The 7,825-nt window shown below is 69.9% G+C and carries 7 protein-coding genes; all 7 read left to right on the plus strand.

Going from position 1 to position 7,825, the window contains the following annotated elements:
- The first annotated feature begins 79 nt into the window (after window positions 1–79).
- Window positions 80–1,714: a phosphotransferase gene (locus HC022_RS14830; protein WP_167452961.1), complete on the plus strand. Its 1,635-nt coding sequence runs from the start codon at window positions 80–82 to the stop codon at window positions 1,712–1,714.
- A complete protein-coding gene (locus HC022_RS14835) occupies window positions 1,707–2,588 on the plus strand; it encodes a GAK system ATP-grasp enzyme (protein WP_167452962.1) in 882 nt (293 codons plus the stop codon). Before HC022_RS14830 ends, HC022_RS14835 begins: the two co-directional genes overlap by 8 nt.
- On the plus strand, window positions 2,585–3,673 hold the full coding sequence (locus HC022_RS14840) for an HprK-related kinase B (RefSeq protein WP_167452963.1): 1,089 nt from the start codon (window positions 2,585–2,587) through the stop codon (window positions 3,671–3,673). Before HC022_RS14835 ends, HC022_RS14840 begins: the two co-directional genes overlap by 4 nt.
- Window positions 3,666–4,358: a histidine phosphatase family protein gene (locus tag HC022_RS14845; RefSeq protein ID WP_167452964.1), complete on the plus strand. Its 693-nt coding sequence runs from the start codon at window positions 3,666–3,668 to the stop codon at window positions 4,356–4,358. The genes HC022_RS14840 and HC022_RS14845 overlap by 8 nt, the downstream gene beginning before the upstream one ends.
- A gap of 27 nt (window positions 4,359–4,385) precedes the next feature.
- On the plus strand, window positions 4,386–5,690 hold the full coding sequence (locus HC022_RS14850) for a metallophosphoesterase (protein WP_167452965.1): 1,305 nt from the start codon (window positions 4,386–4,388) through the stop codon (window positions 5,688–5,690).
- A gap of 32 nt (window positions 5,691–5,722) precedes the next feature.
- Window positions 5,723–5,995 (plus strand): amphi-Trp domain-containing protein, encoded by a 273-nt coding sequence (locus HC022_RS14855; protein WP_167452966.1) that lies wholly within the window; start codon window positions 5,723–5,725, stop codon window positions 5,993–5,995.
- A gap of 395 nt (window positions 5,996–6,390) precedes the next feature.
- Window positions 6,391–7,825: S8 family serine peptidase (locus HC022_RS14860; protein ID WP_167452967.1), on the plus strand; the 1,435-nt coding region annotated here is incomplete at its 3' end.

Here is a 7,825-nt window from a genome sequence, read left to right on the forward strand (position 1 = left end):
CCGGCGCGCTGTTCCGGCCCCGCTGCGACCTTGCCCTGACCCGCGCCGATGCGCCGGTCTGCCTGGGGGGCGCTGCGCAGTGAAACGTCCTGAGGCGGTCGACGAGAACCTCTCCTTCCTCTTCGCCGAGCTCGACGGGCAACTCGCGAAGCTCATCGGCTATTTCGGGGCGCCCGGGCCCGACGCGGCGCAGGGGCTGGTCCGGCGGGCGGGCTATTCGCAGAACCTCGCCTCGCGGGTCCGCAAGGCCTGTCTCGCGGGGATGCTCAGGGGCAAGCGCAGCGCCGCGCGCGAGCTGCAGCTGCAGGGCATCGAGGGCATCGCGCGCAACCTCGACCTTGTCTCGCGGCTGGGGCGCCGTTCGGTGCAGCACGCCGAGAACGTGCAGCGCACAAAGCTCCTGCGCGCCGACACCTACCTCAAGCCGCTCAAGCAGGTGCGCAAGTCCGTGGCCCGTGCGCAGGAGGCGCTGCAGTCCGGCGACAGCCGCCTCGCCGTGCAGATCGGCCGGACACGCGCCGATCTGGGCGTCTTCCACGACCAGCTCTTCCGGACCTACACGCGGGACATGCAGGGGACCCGGCACACCGAGGATCTCGCGCACGGGCTTCTGGCGCTGAACGAGGTCTACCGGATGGGCGAGGCGCTCGAGGCGATCAGCGAGGCGATCCTGTCGATCAACATCGGGCAGACCGTGCAGTTCGAGCGCTACTTCACCCTGCGCAGCGTGCTGGCGGGCGTGGGCAAGGAGGACGAGGAGATCCGGCTGCAGCCGCTGGCCGAGACCCGCTCCGGCAGCGCGATCTCGAGCGTCAGCATGCGCGACGCCGAGGGCCGCCCGGTGGATGCGGTGTTCAAGGACGGCGACCGGCGCAAGGTCAAGGAAGAGCGGGTGGGGGTGAAGAGCTGGAACTCGGTCTACCCCGGGCTCGCGCCGCAGATCCTGTCCTACGAGAAACGCGGGGAGTCCGCCGCTCTGCTGATCGAGCATCTCGACGGCGAGACCTTCGAGGACATCGTGCTGGGCGGCTCCGAAGCGCGGCTGGCAGAGGCGCAGAAGGCGCTGCACGCCACGGTACGCGACATCTGGCGCCGGACCCGCACCGACGAGCCCGCCGAGATGAAGGCCATGGACCAGCTCGGCAAGTGGCTGCCCGACGTCTACCGGCTGCACCCGAGGTTCGAGACCGGCACGCAGCGGTTGCAGGGGCTGAAGGTCGACAGTTTCGACGCGCTGGTCGCCGCCGCGGCCCGGCGCGAGGCCCGGCTGCGGGCGCCGTTCTCGGTCTACATCCACGGCGATTTCAACCTCGACAACGTGATCTACGACCCGGTCGAGAAGAAGGTGCGATTCATCGACCTGCACCGCTCGCGCTACATGGATTACGTGCAGGACGTGACGGTCTTCATGGTCTCGAACTACCGTCTGCAGGTGCTCGACGCGGGCGTCCGCGCCCGCATCGCCAGCGTCGCCGTCGACATGCACGACATGGCCGCCAAGTTCGCGCGGCGGCAGAAGGATCCGACCTTCGAGTACCGCCTTGCGCTGGGCCTGGCCCGGTCCTTCGCGAGCTCGACCCGGTTCATCGTCGACAAGGACCACGCGCGCCGGATGATGCTGCGCGCCCGCTACATTCTCGAAACCGCGCTGGCCGTGCCCGAGGGCAGGGAGACGCGGCTTCGCCTGCCCATAAGGATGCTGTTCAGTGACTGAGAAGATCGGGGTGATCGGCACCCCCGGAAAATGGTCGACCGAGGCGCTTGCCGATGCGCTCGAAGCCCGCACCGGCTATCGCCAGGTGATCGACATGGCGCGCGTGACGCTGGATCTCGGGACCCGCGCGCTGGTCTGCGACGGCATGGATCTTTGCGCGCTCGACGGGCTCGTGGTGAAGAAGATCGCCGAGACCTACAGCCCCGACGCGCTCGACCGGCTCGAGATGCTGCGGGTGGCCGAGGCGATGGGTGTGAAGGTCTTCAGCCCGGCCACCGCCATCCTGCGTCTGATGGACCGGCTCGCCTGCACCGTGACGCTGGCCAATGCCGAGGTGCCGATGCCGCCCACCACCATCACCGAGGATGTGACAGCCGCCAGGGCCGCGCTCGACCGCTATGGCTCGGCGGTGTTCAAGCCGCTGTTCTCGACCAAGGCCCGCGGCATGGTGCTTCTCGATGCAGACGCGCCCGATGCCGAAGCGCAGATCGCCGCGTTCAAGGCTGCCAACCCGGTCATGTACCTGCAGAAGAAGGCCGATCTCTCGGGGCACGACCTCGGCATGGTGTTCCTCGGCGGCGCGTATCTCTGCACCTACGCCCGGGTGAACCAGACCGGCAGCTGGAACACCACCATCCATTCGGGCGGCAAGTATGCGCCCTTCGAGCCCGACGCTGCGCTGATCGAGCTCGGGCGGCGGGCGCAGGCGCCCTTCGGGCTGACCTTCACCACCGTCGACATCGCGCTGACCCCGGACGGCCCCATCGTCTTCGAGGTCTCGGCCTTCGGTGGCTATCGCGGCGCGCTCGAGGGCTGCGGCATCGACGCGGCGGCGCTGGTGGCGGAACACGTCCACCAGGCGGTGACCGCATGAGCGCGGCTCGTGACATTCTGGCGGGACTCGACCTCGCTCCGGCCCGCGCGGCCGAGCCGTTCCACCTCGCCGTGGGTTGCGTCGGTGTCACCGTCCACGCCCCGACATCGCTGCGTGCCGAACTGGTGAGCTATTTCGCCGACGTGCTGACCGACGTTCCGACCGACGTGCCGGGCGGGATCGTGGTCGACCTGCTTCCCGGGCAGGCGCTGACGGCAGAGCCCGCGTGGACCGACTGGCTGCGCGAGGGCGGCAAGAGCGGTCGCAAGGACGCGATCTGCGATCTTGACGACGGGCGGCTGGTGCGCAAGGTGCGCAGCGGCGTGACCTTCCTGCAGGCGCCGGGGGTGGCGGTGGCCTTCGGGCCGCTCGGCGACAACGTCAGCACGGTGATCAACTTCATCAACACCCAGATCCTCAGCGCCTGCCTGCGCGAGGGCTGGCAGCTCTGCCACGCCGCCGCGGTAGCGGGGCAGGGTCGGACGCTGGCGATCTCGGGCCTTTCGGGCGGCGGCAAGTCGACCTCGATGTTGCGGATGATGGACATCGACGGTACCGCCTTCGTCTCGAACGACCGGGTGCTGGTGAAGGGCGGGGCGCCCGCGCAGGCGCAGGGCATCCCCAAGCAGCCGCGCATCAACCCCGGCACCATCCTCGGCAACCCGCGCCTGCACGGGCTCATCGCGCCCGAGCGCCGCGCCGAGCTTCTGGCGATGCCTGCCGATGCGCTCTGGTCGCTCGAGGAGAAGCACGACCTCATCGTCTCCGAGATCTACGGGTCGGGAAGGGTGCAATACGCCGCGCCGCTCACCGATTTCTGGGTGCTTAACTGGCAGCGCGACGCGGCCGCGCCCACGCGGGTGACCGAGGTGACGCTTGACGACCGCCCCGACCTGCTGGCCGCGATCATGAAGAGCCCCGGGCCGTTCTACCAGCGCCCCGATGGCAGCTTCGAACCCAACGGCGCCGCACCGGTGCCGGGGCCCTATCTCGAGGCGCTGCGTGGCGTGCGCGTGTCCGAAGTCTCGGGCCGGGTCGACTTCGACGTGCTCGCGGCCGAGGGGCGGCGGATCTTCGATGGCTGAGAGCTACCACGCCATCGTCCGCCACGGCGCCTACCGCCAGCGCCCCGGCGCGCCTTCGGCGCGCCAGCCCTTTGCGCTGAGCGACGAGGGCCTGCGACAGGCGTCGGACTGCGGCGACGCGCTGGCCGGGATGCTGGCCGAGCACGGGCTGACGCTCGATCCCGTCGTCCACGCCTCGCGCCAGCTCAGGGCATGGCAGACCGCCTCGGGCATTGCCGGGCAGCTGCGGGCGCATGGGCACCGGGTCGACGAGATCCGCGAGACCTCGGCGCTGGCCGAGCGCGGCCTCGGCTCGGCGGCGAACCTCACCGTGGCCGAGATCGAGGCGGTGCTGGCCGGGGATCCGCGCTTCGGCGCACCCCCGCCGGGCTGGAAGTCGGACAGCGACTACCGCCTGCCGCTGGAAGGGGCCGAGAGCCTTTCCGAGGCGGGGGTGCGCGTCGCGGGCCACCTGCAGGCCGTGGCCGAGGCGGCGACGGGCGGCGCGCTGACCGTGCACGTGGGTCACGGCGCCTCGTTCCGCCATGCCTGCGCACATCTCGGCATCCTGCGCCGGGACGAGGTCGCCGGGCTCTCGATGTTCCACGCCCGAGCGTTACTTCTCTGTTACAGGGGCCATGGTAGATGGTCCCACGTCGCCGGGACGTGGAAGATCAGGGCCCCCAAGGACGCGCCCGTCGACTAGCCCGGCCCGCACGGAGAGGGCCCTGCATTGGAACACGTCAGCCATTGGAGCGGTCACGCGGCGGACCTTCTGCCGCCGGTCCACGACCCCCACGGCCAGCTTGCCGACCTGCCCCGGGACATCGCCCCGTGGCCCGGTGCCAGTGCCCAGCCGCAGATCTCGGCCTGCCTCGAACGGGCCCGCAGCAACGGCGGCTGGCAGTGGCCCGCACGGCCGGTGATCTTCGTCTCCGACGCCCATGCCGATGCCGAGGGCTTCCTGCGCTCGCTCGTCGCTGCCGGGGTGATCCGGCGCGAGGCGGGGGGCTTTTCCCTCACCGGGTTCGGGCGCAGCGCGCGCATCATCGTGGGCGGCGACAGCCTCGACAAGGGGCCGAGCAACCTCGACCTGCTGGATGCGCTGGCGGCCCTGCGCGCCTCGGGGGCCGAGCTCGACATCCTCGCCGGCAACCACGACCTGCGGATGCGCATGGCGGTGGATGCTGTGCGCGGCCCGCGCAGCGCCCTGCGCGAGCACCTCTTCGTGCGCATGGGCCGCAAGATCCTGCCCGCCCTGCGCGAGGTCTTCGACCGTTTCGTCACCGGCGCCGAGCTCGACGCCCTGCCCGGCGAGGCCGCCTGCGCCGCGCGCCTCACCCCGGGACCCGACTGGGACCTGCGCTTTGCCGGGGCCGCGCGCGACCAGCTGCGTGCATCGGCCATCGCCAGGGAGATCGCCAAGCTCGACGAGAAGCTCGCCAAGTTCGACCGCGAGCGCGCCAAGGTCGGCATGACCCACCGCGAGCTGCTGGCCGCGGTACTGAAATGCCACGAGGTCTTCTTCGTGCCCGGCGGTCCCTACGCGTGGTTCTACGAAGAGATGGAGGTGGTCGCCCGCAGCGGCTCGCTGCTCTTCGTGCACGCGGGTCTCTGCGACAGCATGTGCCGCCTGCTGGTCAGCGGCGGCCCCGACGCGGTAAATGCGCGTTACCGGGCGGAGGCCGAGCAGGCCTCGCTCGGGTTCTACTTCGGGCCGCTCGCCAACCTCGTGCGCACCAAGTACCGCCCTTCGGATTGCGAGCTGACGCAGGTGGGCGTCGACCTGCTGACCCGCGACGGGCTGCACATGATCGTGCAGGGCCACGTCAACAATCACACCGGCCAGACCCTCCGCGCCAAGTGCGGGCTGCTGCATCTCGAGGGCGACGTCACGCTCGACCGCGCGTCGCGGCGGCTCGAGGGGCTGGACGGGATCGGCGCCGGGGCAACCTTGATCTTTCCGTCCGGAGATGTGATCGGTCTGAGCCGGGACTACCCGATGGCCAAGCATTTCGCCCCGGGGCGCCCCGCGTAGATCCGGCTTCATCGATCCGAAGGAGGCTGCGCATGAGCGGCTCAAACTCACGTTTCACCCACGAGTCGCTGCAGGACGCGAAGACGATCAAGACGCTGCTCTCGTCGCTGTCCAAGGGCTTTTCCAAGGGCCGGATGACGCTGGGCGACGACGATGACGAGCTGGTGCTCGACACCGGCGGCCTGATGAACGTGCGGATCAAGGCGGAACGCGAGGACGGCCGCTGCGTCTTCAGCCTGCGGGTGTCCTGGGCCGATCCGGGCGAGACCGCCGCGCCCAAGGGACAGCCCCGCATCGAGGGCTGAGGCACTGCCGGCCGGCATGCGCGGACGCGGAACGGAGCCCTGCGCGCCTCGGGTCGGGGCGCGGAATGGGGCAGGGTGCTGCAATCTCTAAAATTGAAACTCCATTTACGTTTTCCTCCTCTTGTGGTAGATTTCCCCTATAGCGTGTACTCTTTTCATTCCTCGAGTCATTAGACCTGATTTTTGAACACTTCAGTCCTTCTTACGCTCCGGCCCCGGCCCGCGTATGAAATTGGAGTTCGCGAAATGGATTTCGAAGCCGTATGCCGGCACAGACTCTGCCGCCCCGTTTCAGGCGCGTTCCCAGTATCTTGCGACGCCGTCACACCTCCCTGCCGGTGCCCTGATGCCAGGCCGTCCGTCCCCCGGTGCGCGTGCCGCGAGGGAGGTGCGACATGGCAGATGTAATTCCACTTCGCATCGGCGGCCACGAGGTCGCCTTCCGCGAGAGCGCCACGCAGGTCGCCGTGGCCCCCGCGCCGGGCCGCGCGCGCAGCCTCGAGTCCACCCTGCAGAGCCTCGGCACCCGCAAGGCGACCGAGCGGCGCGGCCGTCTCGGCCGCTTCGAGATCGTCGACATGCGCATGCCCGAGGTCGAGGCCGCGGCCGAGATCTCGGCGCTTGGCCGGTCCCGCGACGTGCGCGAGAGCGTCTCGGTCTATCACACCTCGGATGACGAGGTGCCCTTCGTGCCGGAGGGGACGCTCTTCGTGCGCTTCGAGCCCGATGCGGATGCCGATGCCATCACCGACGTGATCCTGCGCTACGATCTCGAACTGGTCTCGGCCTCGGGCGGCTTCCACACCGTGCGGACCTTCGGCCGGGACGGGGTGCGGCTCGCAGCGGACTTGCAGGCCGAGCCCGCGGTCCTGCTGGCCGAGCCTGACCTGATCACGCCGCGCAACCTGCTCTCCTTCCTGCCGAACGACGCCATGCTCGCGCGGCAGTGGCATCTCGAGAACCGGGGCGAGATCGACGGCAACACGGCGGGGCTCAAGGCCGGAGCGGATGCCCGCGTGGTCGCAGCGTGGCGCCGGCTGGGGAGCCTCGGCTTTTCCGAGACGGTGATCGCGGTGATCGACGACGGGTTCGACCTCATGCACCCGGATCTTGCGGGCAAGTCGGTCGATTCCCGTGACTTCATCCGCGGCACCGCGGACGTCACGCCCGAGCCCGACCTCTTCGACCAGCGCGGCGGCGACTGGCATGGGACCGCCTGCGCAGGTGTCGCCATGGGCAAGTCTGGCGGCGGCGAGATCGTCGGCGCGGCGCCCAACGCGATGCTGATGCCGCTGCGGATGACCGAGCACCTCTCGCCGCTCAACGTGGCCGAGTGGTTCGACTACGCCACCGATCACGGCGCCTGGGTGGTGAGCTGCAGCTGGAACGCCGAGGCCGCGATCTATCCGCTTCCAGCGCGGGTGGCGCGGGCCATCCACCGCTGCGCGACCGAGGGGCGCGGCGGCAAGGGCGCCGTCGTGGTCTTCGCCGCGGGCAACTCGGGCAAGGACGTCAACGATCCGCCGCGCACGCAGAACGGTTTCGCCACCCATCCCGACGTGATCGCCGTCGCCGCCTGCACCAGCCTCGATCGCCGCGCGAGCTACTCCCAGACCGGGCGCGAGATCGCGATCTGCGCCCCCTCGGCCGGGCGGGGCGGGCTCGGGATCACCACCTCGGACGTGACCGGCACCTATATTGACGGCAGCGGGGTCGAGCGGCCGCGCGGCTACAAGCCGGGTGACTACTACGCCGAGTTTGAAGGCACCTCGAGCGCCTGCCCGCTGGTCGCCGGGATCTGCGGCCTCGTGCTTGGCGCCAACCCCGACC

Source organism: Salipiger sp. HF18, from assembly GCF_011806505.1.
Taxonomy (GTDB): Bacteria; Pseudomonadota; Alphaproteobacteria; order Rhodobacterales; family Rhodobacteraceae; genus Salipiger; species Salipiger thiooxidans.

Coding starts and splice junctions, on each gene's coding strand:
- HC022_RS14840 (WP_167452963.1), top strand. CDS start 2,585: ATGAGCGCGGCTCGTGACATTCTGGCGGGACTCGACCTCGCTCCGGCC.
- HC022_RS14845 (WP_167452964.1), top strand. CDS start 3,666: ATGGCTGAGAGCTACCACGCCATCGTCCGCCACGGCGCCTACCGCCAG.
- HC022_RS14855 (WP_167452966.1), top strand. CDS start 5,723: ATGAGCGGCTCAAACTCACGTTTCACCCACGAGTCGCTGCAGGACGCG.